This window comes from Microbispora sp. NPDC049125 (assembly GCF_040802045.1).
Lineage (GTDB): Bacteria > Actinomycetota > Actinomycetes > Streptosporangiales > Streptosporangiaceae > Microbispora.
The window spans coordinates 58,095-72,953 of record NZ_JBEZDW010000003.1; the positions used below are offsets into that span (position 1 = coordinate 58,095).

General features: G+C 72.8%; 13 protein-coding genes. 9 read left to right on the top strand and 4 right to left on the bottom strand.

The features are described 5' to 3' along the window. Positions 1-177: 177 nt before the first annotated feature. From AB0B72_RS04515 to AB0B72_RS04530, 4 genes are all read left to right on the top strand, one after another. The gene (locus AB0B72_RS04515; RefSeq protein ID WP_367736903.1) at positions 178-1,131 is read left to right on the top strand and encodes an ABC transporter substrate-binding protein; all 954 of its coding nucleotides are present in this window, start codon (positions 178-180) and stop codon (positions 1,129-1,131) included. A 199-nt stretch (positions 1,132-1,330) separates the two neighbouring features. Continuing rightward, positions 1,331-2,326, top strand: a complete 996-nt coding sequence (locus AB0B72_RS04520) for a FecCD family ABC transporter permease (protein WP_367737170.1) — start codon at positions 1,331-1,333, stop codon at positions 2,324-2,326. Then, positions 2,323-3,111, top strand: coding sequence for an ABC transporter ATP-binding protein (locus tag AB0B72_RS04525; protein WP_367736904.1), 789 nt, complete (start codon positions 2,323-2,325; stop codon positions 3,109-3,111). Before AB0B72_RS04520 ends, AB0B72_RS04525 begins: the two co-directional genes overlap by 4 nt. Positions 3,112-3,170: 59 nt before the next feature. Then, complete coding sequence (locus AB0B72_RS04530) at positions 3,171-3,806, top strand: adenosylcobinamide amidohydrolase (RefSeq protein WP_367737171.1); 636 nt, start codon at positions 3,171-3,173, stop codon at positions 3,804-3,806. A 12-nt stretch (positions 3,807-3,818) separates the two neighbouring features. Here the strand turns inward: AB0B72_RS04530 and AB0B72_RS04535 are convergent, their stop codons facing one another. Together AB0B72_RS04535 and AB0B72_RS04540 are read right to left on the bottom strand one after the other, a co-directional pair. Further along, positions 3,819-5,552, bottom strand: a complete 1,734-nt coding sequence (locus AB0B72_RS04535; RefSeq protein ID WP_367736905.1) for a protein kinase — start codon at positions 5,550-5,552, stop codon at positions 3,819-3,821. 58 nt (positions 5,553-5,610) lie between these two features. After that, on the bottom strand, positions 5,611-7,203 hold the full coding sequence (locus AB0B72_RS04540; RefSeq protein WP_367736906.1) for a zinc ribbon domain-containing protein: 1,593 nt from the start codon (positions 7,201-7,203) through the stop codon (positions 5,611-5,613). Positions 7,204-7,533: 330 nt separating this feature from the next. Here AB0B72_RS04540 and AB0B72_RS04545 point away from each other — a divergent pair, with 330 nt between their 5' ends. Next, positions 7,534-8,709, top strand: a complete 1,176-nt coding sequence (locus AB0B72_RS04545) for a sensor histidine kinase (RefSeq protein ID WP_367736907.1) — start codon at positions 7,534-7,536, stop codon at positions 8,707-8,709. Beyond that, a complete protein-coding gene (locus AB0B72_RS04550) occupies positions 8,706-9,368 on the top strand; it encodes a response regulator (RefSeq protein ID WP_367736908.1) in 663 nt (220 codons plus the stop codon). Before AB0B72_RS04545 ends, AB0B72_RS04550 begins: the two co-directional genes overlap by 4 nt. On the opposite strand, the gene AB0B72_RS04555 is transcribed toward AB0B72_RS04550, so the two are convergent. Beyond that, positions 9,308-10,018, bottom strand: a complete 711-nt coding sequence (locus AB0B72_RS04555; protein ID WP_367736909.1) for a hypothetical protein — start codon at positions 10,016-10,018, stop codon at positions 9,308-9,310. The two genes, AB0B72_RS04550 and AB0B72_RS04555, sit on opposite strands and share 61 nt — an antisense overlap. A 174-nt stretch (positions 10,019-10,192) precedes the next feature. Here AB0B72_RS04555 and AB0B72_RS04560 point away from each other — a divergent pair, with 174 nt between their 5' ends. Genes AB0B72_RS04560 through AB0B72_RS04570 form a run of 3 tightly spaced genes read left to right on the top strand, consistent with a single transcriptional unit; the run spans position 10,193 to position 14,112 of the window. Beyond that, a complete protein-coding gene (locus AB0B72_RS04560) occupies positions 10,193-12,310 on the top strand; it encodes a DUF6421 family protein (protein ID WP_367736910.1) in 2,118 nt (705 codons plus the stop codon). Positions 12,311-12,330: 20 nt separating this feature from the next. Next, positions 12,331-12,984: an SDR family NAD(P)-dependent oxidoreductase gene (locus AB0B72_RS04565; RefSeq protein WP_367736911.1), complete on the top strand. Its 654-nt coding sequence runs from the start codon at positions 12,331-12,333 to the stop codon at positions 12,982-12,984. Positions 12,985-13,035: 51 nt separating this feature from the next. After that, complete coding sequence (locus AB0B72_RS04570) at positions 13,036-14,112, top strand: low specificity L-threonine aldolase (RefSeq protein WP_367736912.1); 1,077 nt, start codon at positions 13,036-13,038, stop codon at positions 14,110-14,112. A gap of 24 nt (positions 14,113-14,136) precedes the next feature. Here AB0B72_RS04570 and AB0B72_RS04575 read toward each other — a convergent pair whose 3' ends face one another. After that, on the bottom strand, positions 14,137-14,820 hold the full coding sequence (locus tag AB0B72_RS04575) for a DUF305 domain-containing protein (protein WP_367736913.1): 684 nt from the start codon (positions 14,818-14,820) through the stop codon (positions 14,137-14,139). Positions 14,821-14,859 lie beyond the last annotated feature (39 nt).

Here is a 14,859-nt window from a genome sequence, read left to right on the forward strand (position 1 = left end):
CAGCGAAGTCCGGTGAGAACCCGGCGCTGTCCCGCAACTGTGGTTCCCCCGGGCCTCCGGGGGCCGAGCCAGGTCGCCTGCACTGCGCGCCGACGCCGTCAACCCTCGAGGAAAAGGGTGATCCGTCGCTTCCCGCGGGTCGTCCTCCTCTCCCCGCTTCCCCCTTGGAGGACATTCGTGAGGCGTGTACGCACGGCCATCGCGGGCATGGTGCTCGGCACGCTCGGACTGGCCGGCTGCGGCCAGTCGTCCGGCTCCGGCTCCGGCACCAGCGCCACTCCCGTCGCCTCCGGCTCCGCCCCGGCGGTGGGCGCCTTTCCCGTCACCGTCCAGGCTGGGAACGGCTCGGTGACCCTCACGAGCAGGCCCGGGCGCATCGTGTCCCTGTCCCCGACGGCCACCGAGATCCTGTACGCCATCGGCGCGGGCGGCCAGGTGGCCGCCGTCGACGACCAGTCGGACTATCCCGCCGAGGCGCCGAAGACCTCGTTGTCGGGCTTCAAGCCCAACGTGGAGGCCATCGTCGCGGCCAAGCCCGACCTCGTCGTCCTCGCCAACGACCTGGAAGGGGTCGTCAAGGGGCTGGGCAAGGTCGGGGTGCCGGTGCTCGTGGAGCCCGCCGCCACCAAGCTCGACGAGACCTACGACCAGATCAGGGACCTCGGCGCCGCCACGGGCAACGCGGACAAGGCCGGTCAGGTCGCCGACGGCATCAAGGGGGAGCTCGACCGGCTCGCCGCCGCCGCGCCCAAGGGCAAGGAGCTGACGTATTACCACGAGCTCGACACCACGCCGTACGCGGCCACGTCGGGCACCTTCATCGGCCAGATCTACGGCCTGTTCGGCCTGAAGAACATCGCCGACGCCGCGCCCGGAGCCGCGGGCGGCTACCCGAAGCTGTCGGCCGAGTTCATCGTGAAGGCCGACCCGGATCTGATCTTCCTGGCGGACACCAAGTGCTGCGGGCAGAACGCCGCCGCGCTCGCCGGGCGTCCGGGGTGGTCGGGACTGTCCGCGATCAAGGACGGCCACGTGGTCGAGCTGGACGACGACGTCGCCTCCCGATGGGGCCCGCGCGTCGTCGACCTGGCCGAGGCCGTGAGCGCCGCCGTCCAGAAGGCCGCGGGCTGAGGCGCGCCGTGACATCCGCGGGCGGAGTGCCGTGACGCCGCCGCCACCCGAGCGCCCCGCCACCCCGGACGGCCCGGACACTCTGGACGGCCCGGAGTCTTTGGACGGCCCGGCCACCCCGGGGGGCCCGGACGCCGCCGACACCCCGGTCGCCTCCCGCACCGCCGCACCTGTGCGGTCGCGCGGCCGGTCGCTCGCCGTGGCGGTGGCCGTGCTGGCGATCAGCCTCACCCTCGGCGTGATGGCCGGGGCGGCGGGCCTGTCGCCGCGCGCCGTCGCGCTGGCGCTGGCAGACAGGCTGCCGTTCGTGTCGGCGGACTCGGGGCTGTCGCCGCCCGACCTGGCGCTGATCTTCCAGCTGAGGGTGCCGCGGGTGCTGCTGGCGGCCCTCGTCGGCGGCCTGCTCGCCATCGCCGGAGCCGGCTACCAGGGGGTCTTCCGCAACCCGCTGGCCGATCCGTACCTGCTGGGGGCGGCGGCGGGCGCGGGCCTGACCGTGACGCTGGTCGTGGTGTTCCTCGGCGGGAACGCGGGGGTCGCCGCCGTCCCGGTCGCCGCCTTCGCCGGCGCCGTCGGCGGGGTGTTCCTCGCGTACGCCCTGGGCAACACGGCGGGGCGCGGCGGCGGCACCGCCACCCTCGTGCTCGCCGGCGTGGCGGTCACGTCGTTCCTCACCGCCATCCAGACCTTCGTGCAGCAGCTCAAGGTGGAGGAGCTCCAGCGGATCTACTCCTGGATCCTGGGAGACGTCGGCGGGGGCGGCTGGGAGGGGCTCGCCATGATCGCGCCGTACGCCGCGGTCTCCACGGTCGTGATGCTCCTGCACGGGCGGCTGCTGGACGTGCTGTCGGTGGGCGACGAGGAGGCGGTCAGCCTCGGCCTGCGGGCCGCGCGCGTGCGCTTCACCGTGCTGCTCGCCGCGTCGCTCGCCACCGCGTCGGCCGTCGCCGTCAGCGGGCTGATCGCCTTCGTCGGCATCGTGGTCCCGCACGTGGTGCGGCGGCTGGCCGGCTGGTCGTACCGCGTCGTGCTGCCACTGTCGTTCCTCGGCGGAGCGGCCTTCCTCGTGCTGGCCGACCTGGTCGCCCGGCTGGTGCTCGCCCCGGCGGAGCTGCCCATCGGGGTGGTCACCGCGTTCGTCGGGGCGCCGTTCTTCGTCGCGGTCCTGCGCATGACGAAGCGGGTGGAGACGTGAGTGCGGCGGCGGTCGAGGCGCGCGGCCTCGGCGTGACGCTCGGCGGGCGGCCGGTCCTCACCGGCGTCCACCTGTCGGCCGGCGCCGGCGAGTGGATCGCGGTCATCGGGCCGAACGGCGCGGGCAAGTCGACGCTGCTGCGGGCGCTGGCCGGGCTGGTCGAGCGGGAGGGCGAAGTGCTCGTCGGCGGCGTCCGCGTGCGTGAGCTGCGGCCCCGCCAGCGGGCCAGGCTGATGGCGTACGCGCCGCAGAGCCCCGCGCTGCCGGGGGACATGACGGTGTACGACTACGCGCTGCTGGGCCGCACGCCGTACATCGCCTATCTGGGCCGGGAGAACGCACGGGACCGCGAGGTCACCAGGTCGGTGCTGGAGCGGCTCGACCTGGCGGGCCTGGCGTCGCGGCCGCTCGGCCACCTGTCGGGAGGGGAGCGCCAGCGGGTGGTGCTGGCCCGCGCGCTGGCGCAGCAGGCCAGGGTGCTGCTGCTCGACGAGCCCACCACGGCGCTGGACCTCGGTCACCAGCAGCAGGTGCTGGAGCTGCTCGACCGCCTGCGTATCGCCGACGGGCTCACGGTCGTGACGACGCTGCACGACCTCAGCCTGGCCGGGCAGTACGCCGACTCGCTGGTGCTGCTGTCAGCGGGGCGGGCGGTGGCGGCCGGGCCGCCGGCGGAGGTGCTGACCGAGCCGCTGGTAGGCGGCCACTTCGGCGCACGGGTGCGGGTGGAGCCGGGCGCGGACGGCCGGCCGTTGGTGCGCCTGGTCCGCCCGGGGGAGCGGTGACGGCCTCCGCGGGCCTCCCGGCGCCCTCGCTCGTCCACCGGGTGGAGGACGGCGCGCGGATGGCGACGCTGCTGTGGCGGTTCGGCCCCGGCTGGCGGATGATCTCCTCCGCCGTCCTCGGCGGCGGGATCGGGCCCCGCGAGTGGGTGCTGAACGCCCAGGTCGGCAGCGGCTACGCCCGGATGGACCCGGTGGACCACCTGCTGTCGATGGGGCCGCCCGGTCCGGGGGTGGGCATGCTGACGGCCGCGCTGGTGGAGCGGCGTGTCACCGCGGCGGACGGGGGAGTGGAGGCCGTGGCCACGGTCGGCCTGGGGGTGCCCACCTGGGCCGCGTCCCCCGAGGGCGTCCCCGACACGGCCCCGCCGCTCGCCGGTGCGAGCCATCCCGGCGTCATGAAGCCTGGCACGATCAACATCGTGGTGGCCGTGCCCGTGGCGTTCTGCGACGCCGCGATGGTCAACGCGGTGATGACGGTGACCGAGGCGAAGGCCCAGGCGCTGGCGGAGGCGGGCTTCCCCTGCACCGGCACCGCGTCGGACGCCGTCTGCGTCGCCGTACGGGAGGAGGGGCCGCGCGAGCTGTTCGGCGGCCCGCGCTCTCCCTGGGGTGCGCGGATCGCGCGGGCCGCGCACCGCGCCGTCCTGGACGGCGCCCTCGACTGGCGGCGCCACACGACAGGCCGGCCCGGCTGATCAGCCGGGTGATCAGGACGTGAACGTGATGGAGTCCACCATGTGCTGGATGTTCTCCGTGTCGCACTTCGCCGGCGGGCAGAAGAACGTGATCAGCACGGTGGAGCCGGCGGCCTCCTGGCGCACGAGGTACGTGGTGAACTTGAGGCTGGTGGTCTGCTGGGGATCGGTGAGCACACCACTGATCTTGAACCCCGGTCGCGCGCCGATCGTCGCGGCCAGCGGGGCGCCGCCGTAACCCACGTTCCCCGGCAGTGAGGACTGCAGGCTCTGCTGGATGTCCACCGGCGAGTCCGACGTGCTCAGCGTGTTGCTGACCTGGGCGAACACCCCGGTGGCCCGCTCCGGGTGGCCGCTGATGATCGGATCGACCTTCGACCAGTCGGTGTTGCCCGGCACCGCGAACAGCGCCTCGAAGTCGTCGCGCGCCGGCGAGGCGATCATCCACTGGTCGCTGTTGGTCTTCGCGTCGCCCCAGGCCGCCAGGTAGTTCATCTTGAACGGCGCCGCCGTCGTCCCCGGATAGGTCTTCCAGGTGGCGGCCGTGTCGCCGCCCCTGGTGAGCAGGAGGGTGGCCGCGACCGCCACCGACACCAGCACCGCCAGGCCTCCGATCACCGGCCCGTAGGGGAACCGGCGCCTCGTCCCCGCGCCCGGGGCGGTGTGCGGCCCACCGGCGACGGAAGCCCCGGAGGTCTCGGTGGACGTACCGGCCCCCGGGGGGTAGGACGTGTGATGGTAGGACCCGTGGGAGTAGCCGGCGTCCGTCTGGGACGGATGGGACAGCGGCGGCTGCGACACCGGCGGCCGGGAGACCTGCGGCCGCGACACCGGCGGGTACGACTGCGGCGCGGGGGATCGGAAGGTGTACTCCTGCGGGTATCCCGAGGGGTCGTCCACGACGCCGCTGATCGCGTCGCGCAGGGCCGAGACGAACGCCTGGCAGGTCATGAACCGGTCGACCGGCGTCTTGGCCAGGGCCCGTGCCATCACCGCGTTGACCGCGTGCGGCAGGTCCGGCCGGTACGGCGTGAGCGGCGGCGGGTCGTGGGAGACGTGCGCGTAGAGCAGGGCGAGCTCGGTGTCGCGCTGGAACGGCGGCTGCCCGGCCAGCGCCTCGTAGACGACGCAGGCGAACGCGTACAGATCGCTGCGCCCGTCCACCTGCAGCCCGCGGATCTGCTCGGGGGCCACGTAGCGCGGGGTGCCCATGAAGTGCCCGTGGCTGGTCAGCCCGGCCTCGGCCGACGAGCTCTTGGTCAGCCCGAAGTCGGTCAGGTAGACGTGGTCCGCCTCGGTCACCAGGATGTTGGCCGGCTTGACGTCGCGGTGCACCAGCCCGTTGGCGTGGGCGGCGTCGAGCGCGGACGCGATCTGCGCGAACAGCGGGTTGGCCCGTCCGACCGGCATCGGCCCGGCGGACTGGATGAGCTTGCGCATGTCGCTGCCCTCGACGTAGCGCATGGCGATGAACAGCAGCTCGTCGCGTTCACCGGCCTCGTAGATCGGGATGATGTTCGGGTGGTCGATGCTCGCGACGAGCCGCGACTCACGGACGAACCTGTCCCTGAAGCGGTCGTCGTGGGCGAGCTGCGGGGCGAGGACCTTCAGCGCCACCGCCCGGCCCAGCCGCTGGTCGCGTGCCCGGTACACGGTGGCCATGCCGCCCCGCCCGACCACCGCCTCGATCGTGTAGTCGCCGAGCCGCCGCCCGAGCAGCGGCGGCATCGCCGGTCCCTCCGTCATGTCGTCTCCCCCTCCGGCGTCGCCCCGCCGGCTGGAAGGGGAAGGGCGCGCCGGTTCGTCACGAGTCCGCCGGGTTGCCGCAGAAGCCGCAGAAGCGGTGCCCCTGGCCCAGCCGCATGCCGCATTGCGTGCAGAACTTCACCTGTGCCTGCCCCCGCGGCGGCGAAGAATCGGCCGGGAACGGCCGGCCCCCGGGCGGTGAGGGGTCGGCCGGGAAGGACCGGCCTCCGGGCGGTGACAGGTCGGCCGGGAAGGACCGGCCTCCGGGCGGTGAGGGGTCGGCGACCCGGCCGCCCGCGGAGGGGTGCGAGCTGTCGGACGTCTCCCCGCCCGCCGGGAAGACCTGGGTGGAGGCGTGCGGCGGCCAGGACGCCACCGGCACCGGCTCCCGGTCAGGGACGCCGCCTCCCGGCTCGCCCGGGGCTCCGCCGGCCGCCTGGGCGCGCCTGCGGCGCAGGAGCAGCGGAACGGTCACCGCGGCCACCAGCGCCAGCACGACGAGCCCGCCCGTCGTCCACAGGACCGGTGACATCGCCGACGCCTTCTTGACGGGCGCGGCGCTCGGCCTGGGCCGGGAGCCCGCGTCCTCGGCGGTGCCCGCCTTGGCCCGGGCGACGCGCAGGTGGTCGAGCGCCACCGCGTGGTCCGGGCGCAAGTTGAGCACCTGCTGGAGCACCGGCACCGCGGTGGTGTAGAGCTTGTTGTGGTAGGACGCCAGCGCGTTCTCGTACACGACGTCCACGGGGCCCCGCCTCGCGGTCACCCCCGCCGCGACCAGCGCGGTGCGGATGTCGTCCGCCGGCGTGATCGTCGCCGGCGCGCCGCCGCCCCCGGCGAGCAGCCCGACGACCTCGCTCCTGCCGTCGTCGATGAGGGCGGCGCCCGGCCCGCCGTTCTTGAGGGCCGTGGCGATCTTCTCGTCCTCCGTGGACTTGAACGTCCGGCTTCCCGGCGGGTCGAGGTGGGCCGTGTCCAGCTTGGGGGGCAGCTTGGCCGACGGCCGTCCGGGCAGCGACATCACGTCGAGCGACTGGACGGAGCTGCCGATGCCGGTCCCGAGCGGCACGGTGGGCAGCGTCTGCTTCTCGCCGCCCTTGGTGACCTTCAGCACCGCGGGCGCCGCGGGGGACGTCCCCGTGGTGAGGATCTGCGCGGGCAGCCCCTCGGCCGGCGGCGGGTCGAGGTAGGGGAAGACGGTCACCTTCGTGGTGACGCTGGCGATGCAGGTGGAGTCGGACTGCTGGGGCGGGTAACACGCCTTGAGCCGGCGGTCGAGGTCGGCGCTCTTGAGCGAGTGCCGCTCGAAGTCGGCCGGGATCTTGACCTTGAAGTACTCGGCGAAGATGCGGTTGGCCGCGTAGATGCGGGGGTCCTCGCCGGCCTGGACGACCTGGGTCGCGGTGACGACCACCCCGTCGGGGGTGACCGTGAAGCCGCTGCCCTCGGCCAGGTCGGTGTCGTACTCGCGGACCACCTGCTGGATCACGCTCCGGTCGTCGAGGAGCGTGATGGAGACGTGCGACGAGGACTCCACGCGGACGGCGCCGGGGGTGACGCGGTCGGTGGACCCGCTCGGATGGGGATGGAGCATGGGCACAGCCAGCACGCCAAGGGCGCCCAGCCCCGCGAATAAGGAGTGCAGGCGGGGCATCTCTACTCCTATTTTCCTGATCGGAACAGTCCAAGGGTGGCAGCGCCGGCAGTGCCGTACAAGGTCTGGCGGTGTGACCGACACCCACTTGATACAGGCCATTGATCTTGCGGGCGCTTGACAACCGCTTGCAACCCGATTGCGAGACCCGGCTTGCCCTTCTCCCCGGCGGCGAGTTCCGCCACGGCCGCGATTCCGGCACCACCCGTCCCGCGCCCGCGCGACCCTCGGCGCGCCGGTGAAGGCGCCGCGGCGCCCGAGCCGTAAACACCCGGCTCGGCTCCTGCCCTCTGATGCGCCTTATGGCGGGATCGGGTTACTCTGCGCGTCATGCGCTTGTCCCCCCTCCGCGCGGTCCCACGCGTGGACCTCCTGATCGGTCTCGCGATCATCGGGCTGGGCACCCTCGAGGCGTTCACCGTGGCCCCGGCCTACGGCGAGCCCGGGCCCGAGCTGTGGTGGGTGGCGCAGGCGCTGGTCACCGGAGCTCTGGTCTGGTACCGCCGCACGGCCCCGGTGGCGGTGTTCATCCTCATGATCCTCGCCCAGTACGCGTGGCACCGGCAGGGCAACCCGGGCTGCCCGGTGTGGCAGCTCGCCGCGCTGCTCATCGTCTTCCACACCATCGGCGCCCACCTGCCGGTGAAGCCGGGCGGGGCCTGGGCGCTGGTGGGCATCCTCGTCTTCGACTCCGGGGCCGTCGACCACCGCTTCCTGCCGTTCGACGAGGTCATCTTCCTCACCGTGATTTTCGGCTCCGCGTACGTCACGGGCCTGGCCCTGCGCGTTTACCTGCTGCGGGTCCACCGGATGGCCGAACGGGCGGCGCGGCTGGAGATGGAGCGGGAGCGCCGGGCCGCCGAGGCCATCGCCGCCGAGCGCAACCGGATCGCCAGGGAGCTGCACGACGTGGTGGCCCACAGCGTGAGCATGATGGTCATGCAGGCCGGGCTGCTGCGCCGTAAGACGGGGGCGCTGGGCGGCCCCTCCCAGGAGGCCGAAATCCTCGCCGGGATCGAGCGGGCGGGCCGCGACGCGGTCGAGGAGCTGCGGATCATGCTGGGCGCGCTGCGGATGCCCCAGGACGAGGCGCTGCCCCAGCCCCGTCTCGACATGGTGCCCAACCTCATCTCCACCGTCGGGGCCTCGGGGCTGCGCGTGACGCTGGAGACGGAGGGCGAGCCCGTGCATCTCGCGCCCGGTCTCGACGTGTCGGCGTACCGCATCGTGCAGGAGGCCCTCACCAACGCGGTCAAGTACGCCGGGGAGGCCGACGTCCGCATCCGGATCGCCTACCGCCGTGACCACCTGGAACTGGAGATCGCCGACAATGGCGGGGGCGCCGGGCCGGCGCTGTCCACCGGCAACGGGCTGAACGGCATGCGGGAGCGGGCCGCGCTGTTCGGCGGTTCCCTGGAGTCCGGGCCGCTGCCGGAGGGCGGCTTCCGCGTCCGCGCGACGCTGCCGATCTCCCAGGGAGTGCCGATGAGCGAGGCCACGAGTTGACGACCCGCATCGTCCTCGCCGACGACCAGGCGATGATCCGGGCCGGCCTGCGCATGGTGGTCGAGAGCGAGCCCGGGATGGAGGTCGTGGGCGAGGCCGCCGACGGCCTGGAGGCGGTCGCCCTGGCCCGCCGGGTCCAGCCGGACATCGTGCTGATGGACATCTCGATGCCGCGCATGGACGGGCTGACCGCGGCCCGGCAGCTCCTCGACGCGCCGCACCCGCCGAAGATCATCATGCTGACCACGTTCGACACCGACGAGAACCTGTACGCCGCGCTGCGGGCGGGGACCAGCGGCTTCCTGCTGAAGGTGTCGCCGCCCGAGCAGCTCGTGGAGGCCATCCGGGTGGTCGCCGCCGGCGACGGCCTGCTCGACCCCGCCGTCACCACCCGGGTGATCGCCTCCTTCGCGGGCCGGCACGAGCCGGTCCGGCCGCCGCAGCTCGCCGAGCTCACCCCGCGCGAGCTGGAGGTGCTGCGGATGCTCGCTCGCGGCCTCACCAACGCCGAGATCGCCAAGGAGCTCTTCGTCGGCGAGGCCACGGTCAAGACCCACGTCGCCCGCGTCCTCATGAAGCTGAACCTGCGCGACCGCGCTCAGGCGGTCGTGTTCGCGTACGAGTCGGGCGTGGTCCGGCCGGGGTCGGCGCTCGGGTAGTACGACGCCCACTGGACGTCCGTCATCCGCAGCACCTTGAGGCCGAGGTAGCCCATGGCGATGACGGGGGCGCCCCAGAACGGGATCGTCAGCGGGCTGTACGGCACCGGGATCGCGCCCAGGTAGCCCACCGCGACGACGGCCGGCACCCACCAGTGGACGATGCCGGTGCGCGACACGGCCAGCAGGAGCAGTGGCAGCCCGATCATGCCGAAGTAGATCCACGGCAGGGTGAACCCGAAGATGACGCCGGGCAGGTTGAACACCTCGTCGAACATCTTCTGGCCCTGCTCGACCGGGTAGTGCTGCCCGAACCACCACTCCACGGGGTCCATGAGCAGCAGCGCCGAGACGCTGATGTAGCCGATGATCGTCATGCCCCCGGCGATGTGCCCGAGGATGACGGCCTTCTTGCGGACCAGGTGCAGCAGGCCGACGGCCGCGACCGGGACGAGTATCCAGCTCCAGTGGTAGAGCGCCGACTCCAGCTGGGCCAGGGCCGGGTTGTCGCCGTAGCTGAGGATCTCACGGTCGTCGCCCCAGGTGCCGGGGTCGACGAGGAGCGCGACGAACTGCAGCAGCGGCGCGAGGAACAGCAGGACTCCGGTGACGGTGCGCCGGAAGGCCACCGAGTCGGACAGCTTGAACATCGATCTTTCCCCTTCAGGGTCTGTCTCCTACAGCCGGGGACCGTAGGTGACGGACATCCGGGGGCTCGTCCGCCGCTGAGGTGATGTCGTCTCACCCGCTGGGGCTACTTATCGTGAAAGCGTCTAGGTCCTGTATATTTTCCGTCAGAAAGCATATAGAACGGGAGATCTTACATGGCAGCCTTCCCGTCGGTTCTGTTCGACGAGGCGCACAGCGAGGCGTGGACCATCCGGCGCGACGTCGCCGAGACCATCAACCCCGCACACCCCGACGACAGCAGCTACGCGGAGGCGGCCGGTGTCCTTCGTCGTCTCGGTCACACGGTGTCCGCGCACACCGAGGGGCCCATCACTCCCGGCCTGCTCGACGCCCGCGACGTCCTCGTGATCGCGCACCCGTCGGCCGCGCGCTGGGAGCGCACCACCGGCGTCGGCAGCCCTCTGTTCACCCCTGAGGAGCTCGACACCGTCGAGGCGTACGTCGCCGAAGGCGGCGGGCTGGTCGTGCTCGCCGAGTGCGAGCAGGACAAGTACGGCAGCAACCTCGGCGACCTGCTCGCCAGGTTCGGCGTGGCCGTCGAGCACGTCACCGTGCAGGACCCGGCGAACTGCCACAACAAGGTGGCCACCTGGGTCCTCGCCGGCCCGTCGTCGGCACCGTCGTCGGCACCGTCGTCCGCGCAGGTCGCCGACGCCTCCTCGGGTGTGCTGCAGGACCTGCTCGCCGAGGTGCGGCAGGCCTGCTTCTACCGGGCGGGCACGCTCACGGTGCCGCCGGACGCCACGGTGCTGCTGGAGACCTCGGCGACGGCCGACCCCGCCGGTCGCCCGCTCGCCGCGGCCGTGCGGCACGGCCGCGGCCGCGTCGTGGTCCTGGCCGACTCCGACCTCTTCGGCGACGACTCGATCGGCGACTACGACCACGCCCGGCTGTGGGCCGGGCTCGTCACATGGGCCGCCCGGGTGCCCGAGGGCCGATCCCGCGCCGCCTCGCCGCGGCCCGAGGTCGCGGCCGGGTTCGCCGCCCTCAAGGAGGCCGTCGAGGGGCTGCGGACGCTGCAGGCCGCCGACGGATCCATCTCCGGCGACCGCGACCGTGCCGTGGCGCTGATCTCCGACGTCGTCTGCCAGGTGGCGCGGCTGGCGCCGCACTTCCCCCACGACCGGGCCTACCTCGACGCCGTCGTGGCCGACCTCCGCGCGTGGGTGGCGGACGGGCTGGGCGTGCCCGACTTCCTCGGCTCGCTGAACGCCTTCCACCCCGACGCCCAGCGGGTGGACGGGCTGGAGCACCTCGTCGTCTTCCCGATGTACACCCAGAACGGCAACCGCGACCGCAACATCGAGGCCGTGTGGATCCGGGTGGTGTGGCCCGACTGGGTCGCCGAGCTGGAGCGCGGCGGCTACGACAACCCGATGTTCGTGCCGATCGCCTTCGAGGACTTCACCTCCGGCTACGACACGAACTCGGCCGTGCTGTTCCCCGAGACCGTGGCCGTACGGCAGGCGCCGCCGAAGTTCACCTGGGGCGGCATCTTCTGCGACCGGGAGGCCGCCCGGTTCCGCGCGGTCAGCGAGGCCGCCGCCGCCACGCTCAAGCTGGCCCTCCCGCCGGACGCGGCCCGGCTGCTCGCGTCGCAGGAGCTGGCCCAGGACACCTTCGTCCTGTGGGACCTCGTCCACGACCGGACCCACAGCCACGGCGACCTGCCGTTCGACCCCTTCATGATCAAGCAGCGCATGCCGTACTGGCTCTACAGCCTGGAGGAGCTGCGCTGCGACCTGACCGCTTTCGGCGAGGCCGTGAAGCTGGAGGTGGCCGGCGTCCCGCACGCGCGGTACGTGCAGTACGCGATCCTGTTCGACCGGCTGTTCCGCTTCCCGATCACCGGGGAGCGCGTGCGCAACTACGACGGGCTCGGCGGCCAGCTGCTGTTCGCCTACCTGCACCGCAAGGGCCTCGTGCGGTGGACCGACAACAGGCTCACGATCGACTGGGCGGGGGTCGCCGACGGCGTCGGCGCGCTGCGCGAGGAGGTCGAGCGGCTCTACCGCGACGGGATCGACCGGTCGAAGATCGCCCACTGGCTCGCCGCCCACCGCCTGGTGGCGGCCTACGTCGAGCCGCACCCGGCGTCGGTGTGGGCGCGGGGCGTGGAGGCGCTGCCCTCCGAGCAGAAGGCCATGGTGGACGCCGTCCTGCCCGACGAGTTCCCCCTGAGCATGTTCTACGAGGCGCTGCGCCGTAAGCTCGCCGACGTGGTGGAGTCGACCAAGGGCATCCGGGCCTGAACCTCGAGGAGAGTCGCGCGATGAGCAGAGTGATCCTGGTCACCGGGGCGGGCGGCCCGGCCGGCCGTGCCGTCGTACGGCGGTTCGCCGAGCTCGGCGACACCGTCATCGGCGTGGACAGGTCCGGCGCCGAGGGGTGTCTGAGCGTCGACCTGCTCGACGCGGACGCCGTACGGGACCTGGCCGGGCGGATCGAGGCCGAGCACGGGCGGGTCGACGGCGTCGTCCACCTGGTCGGCGGCTGGCGCGGGTCCAAGACGTTCGCCGAGACCTCACTGGAGGACTGGGACGTCCTGCACGACCTGCTGATCCGCACCCTGCAGAACGTGTCGCTGGCGTTCGAGCCGCTGCTGCGGGCCAGTGAGGGCGGCCGCTTCGTGATCGTCTCGGCGAAGGCGGCTCAGGCGCCGACCCAGGGCAACGCGGCGTACGCCGCCGCCAAGGCCGCCGCCGAGGCGTGGACGCTGTCGCTCGCCGACGCCCTGAAGGGAACGGCGTCCGCCGCGGTGGTCCTGGTGGTCACCGCGCTGGTGCACGATGGGATGCGGGCCGCGAATCCGGACAAGCCGTACAGGACCTTCACCGATGTGAAGGATCTGGCGGCGGCGGTCGCGGATCTGTGGAACGAGGAGCCGGGGGCCGTCAACGGGCGGCGGATCGACCTCACGCCCTGAAAGGGCCCACCCGGCCGTACGGGCCCCATCGGACATAGGGAGAGACATTTCGTGGCAACGGACGCAGTGCGGCGGCACGACCCGGAGACCAAGACGTTCGCCAGCGACAACTACGCGGGGATCCACCCGGAGGTGCTGGAGGCGATCGCGCTCGCCAACGGCGGCCACCAGGTCTCCTACGGCGACGACGTCTACACCGAGGCGCTGCAGGGGATCTTCCGGCGGCACTTCGGCGACCAGGCCGAGACGATCCCCGTGTTCAACGGCACGGCCGCCAACGTGGTGTCGCTGCGCTCGATGTGCGCCCCCTGGGAGGCGGTGGTCTGCCCGGCGACCGCGCACATCAACACCGACGAGGGCGGCGCCCCCGAGGTGACGGGCGGCCTGAAGCTGCTGCCGGTGCCCGCCCCGGACGGCAAGCTCACCCCCGACCTGGTCGACCGGCAGGCGTGGGGCTTCGGCGACGTCCACCGGGCCCAGCCGCGGGTGGTGTCGATCTCCAACGCGACCGAGCTCGGCACGCTCTACACCCCGGCCGAGATCAAGGCCGTCTGCGACCACGCCCACGGCCTGGGAATGCTCGTGCACCTCGACGGCTCCCGGATCACGAACGCGGCCGCCGCCCTTGACGTGCCCCTGCGCGCGCTCACGACGGACGCGGGGGTGGACGTCCTGTCGTTCGGCGGCACGAAGATCGGGCTCATGCTGGGGGAGGCCGTCGTCGTGCTGAACCCCGATGCCTCGCGCGGCCTGCCGTACCTGCGCAAGACGAGCATGCAACTCGCCTCGAAGATGCGGTTCGTGTCGGTGCAGTTCGAGGCGCTGCTCGGCGGTGACCTGTGGCTGCGCAACGCCCGCCGGGCCAACGCGATGGCCAGGCGCCTCGCCGACGCCGTGCGGGACGTGCCCGGCGTGACCCTGCCCCGCGCCGTGGAGGCGAACGCGGTCTTCGCCGTCCTGCCGGCCGACGCCGCCGACCGGCTGCGCAAGCGGTTCCGCTTCTACAACTGGGACGAGCAGGTGGGCGGCGGCCGGGTCGAGGTGCGGTGGATGTGCGCCTTCGACACGACCGAGGAGGACGTGGACGCCTTCGCCCGCGCCCTCGCCGAGGAGATGCGCGCCACCTGATCCGTCTCCGTCCGCCCCCGCCGGTCAGCCGGTGGGGGCGGCGAGGATCGAGGGGAGGGGCTGCGCGCCCCGGTCCGTCAGCAGGCCCTTCATCAGGCGGATCTCCGCCGTCTGGCCGTCCACGATGTGCTGGGCCATCTCGCGCACCTCCTGCCGGTCCGAGAGGTTCAGCAGGCCCCGCGCCATCTCCACGCCGCCCTCGTGATGGCGGATCATGAGCTGCAGGAAGAGGATCTCCGCGTCCCGGCCCCTGGCGGCCTTGAGCCGGGCCATCTCCTCCTCGGAGGCCATGCCCGGCATCGGCCCCGCGGGGGCGGCGGCCGACGGCATCCCGCCGTGGCCGTGGCCCGACATCCATGCCATCGGCGGCTGGCTCGACGCCTGGTCGAGGCCCCACTCCTGCAGCCAGCCCATGAAAATTCCACGCTGCGTGCCCTGCGTCGTGATGATGTCGTAGGCCAGGGTGCGGATCGGCCCGTCCGCGCTGCCGTCGCGCACGAAGAACGACATCTCGACGGCCTGGGCGTGGTGCACGGCCATGTCCCGGGCGAAGCCCGCCTCCGGCGAGGTGTCGCCCGGGGTTCCTGACCTGCCGAAGAACAGCAGCACCACGGCCACCGCGACCGCGACGGCGACCAGCCCCAGGACGGGCAGAGCCCTCCGGGGACGCGCCGGGATGTCGGTGGGGAGGCCGGTGTCGGTCGTCATCGCACCACAGGCTACCCCTCCGCCGTCACAAGGCTGCGC

Excerpts from the sequence above, each read along its gene's own strand:
- AB0B72_RS04575 (WP_367736913.1), bottom strand. The coding sequence starts at position 14,820 with ATGACGACCGACACCGGCCTCCCCACCGACATCCCGGCGCGTCCCCGG.
- AB0B72_RS04540 (WP_367736906.1), bottom strand. The coding sequence starts at position 7,203 with ATGCCCCGCCTGCACTCCTTATTCGCGGGGCTGGGCGCCCTTGGCGTG.
- AB0B72_RS04530 (WP_367737171.1), top strand. The coding sequence starts at position 3,171 with ATGGCGACGCTGCTGTGGCGGTTCGGCCCCGGCTGGCGGATGATCTCC.
- AB0B72_RS04560 (WP_367736910.1), top strand. The coding sequence starts at position 10,193 with ATGGCAGCCTTCCCGTCGGTTCTGTTCGACGAGGCGCACAGCGAGGCG.
- AB0B72_RS04545 (WP_367736907.1), top strand. The coding sequence starts at position 7,534 with ATGCGCTTGTCCCCCCTCCGCGCGGTCCCACGCGTGGACCTCCTGATC.
- AB0B72_RS04535 (WP_367736905.1), bottom strand. The coding sequence starts at position 5,552 with ATGACGGAGGGACCGGCGATGCCGCCGCTGCTCGGGCGGCGGCTCGGC.
- AB0B72_RS04565 (WP_367736911.1), top strand. The coding sequence starts at position 12,331 with ATGAGCAGAGTGATCCTGGTCACCGGGGCGGGCGGCCCGGCCGGCCGT.
- AB0B72_RS04555 (WP_367736909.1), bottom strand. The coding sequence starts at position 10,018 with ATGTTCAAGCTGTCCGACTCGGTGGCCTTCCGGCGCACCGTCACCGGA.